This is a genomic window from Actinoplanes sp. NPDC048791 (assembly GCF_040650095.1).
Lineage (GTDB): Bacteria > Actinomycetota > Actinomycetes > Mycobacteriales > Micromonosporaceae > Actinoplanes.
Genome location: NZ_JBEZGQ010001678.1, coordinates 1 through 1,166, shown reverse-complemented (window position 1 = coordinate 1,166; position 1,166 = coordinate 1). Strand labels below are relative to the sequence as shown.

Sequence of the window (1,166 nt, the reverse complement as noted above, 5' to 3'; positions counted from 1 at the left end):
CCCGGAGCTGCTGCGCTACACCCGCGTTTTGCTGCGCCGGCCCGTGCCCACCGCCGGTACGGCGGGGCCGGGCGGGCTGGGCCGCGGCGGACGCCCCCGGCGCTGGCAGCCACCACCGCGCGCCGAGGTCGTCGACCGGCTCGACCGGGCCGACCTGCTGCCGGCCATCCTGTTCATATTCAGCCGGGCCGGCTGCGACGCGGCCGTGCAGCAGTGCCTGTCCGGCGGCCTGCGGCTCACCGGCGCCGACGAGCGCGCCGAGATCCGCCGCATCGCCCAGGCCAAGGTGGCCAACATCCCCAGCGAGGACCTGTCCGTCCTCGGCTACTGGGAGTGGCTCGACGGCCTCGAGCGCGGCGTCGCCGCCCATCACGCCGGCATGCTGCCCGCCTTCAAGGAGGCGGTCGAGGAGTGCTTCGTGCGTGGCCTGGTCAAGGCGGTCTTCGCCACCGAGACGCTGGCGCTGGGCATCAACATGCCGGCCCGCTGCGTGGTGCTGGAACGGCTCGTCAAGTTCAACGGCGAGGCCCACGTCGACCTGACCCCGGGGGAGTACACCCAGCTCACCGGGCGGGCCGGGCGCCGTGGCATCGACGTCGAGGGCCACGCCGTGGTGCTGTGGAGCCCCGAGGTCGACCCCCGGCACGTCGCCGGCCTGGCCTCGACCCGCACCTACCCGCTGCGCTCCAGCTTCCGCCCGTCGTACAACATGGCCGTCAACCTGGTCGGCTCGGTCGGCGCGGACAAGGCCCGCGACCTGCTCGAGTCGTCGTTCGCCCAGTTCCAGGCGGACCGGTCGGTGGTCGGGCTGGCCCGGCAGGTGCAGCGCAACATCGAGACCATGCAGACGTACGACAACGACGGCGCCTGCCACCACGGTGACTTCGACGAATACTTCGCCCTCCGCGTCGCCATCGCGGACCGCGAACGCTCCCTGGCCCGCCAGGGCACCGCGCAGCGCCGGGCCGCCGCGGTGTCCTCCCTGGAGAAACTGCGGGTCGGCGACGTCATCCGGGTGCCGCAGGGTCGCCGGGCCGGCCTCGCGGTGGTCCTGGAACCGCCCACCGGCGGCTTCGGCGAGCCCCGCCCGCTGGTGCTCACCCAGGACCGCTGGGCCGGCCGGGTCAGCCCGGCCGACGTCCCGGGCGCGGTCGCCGTGCTCGCAC

1 protein-coding gene is annotated in these 1,166 nt (G+C 74.5%); it reads left to right on the top strand.

The genetic code is table 11. The features are described 5' to 3' along the window. Positions 1-1,166 (top strand): helicase-related protein (locus AB0C29_RS49565; RefSeq protein ID WP_360835500.1); only part of this gene is annotated, 1,166 nt, incomplete at both ends.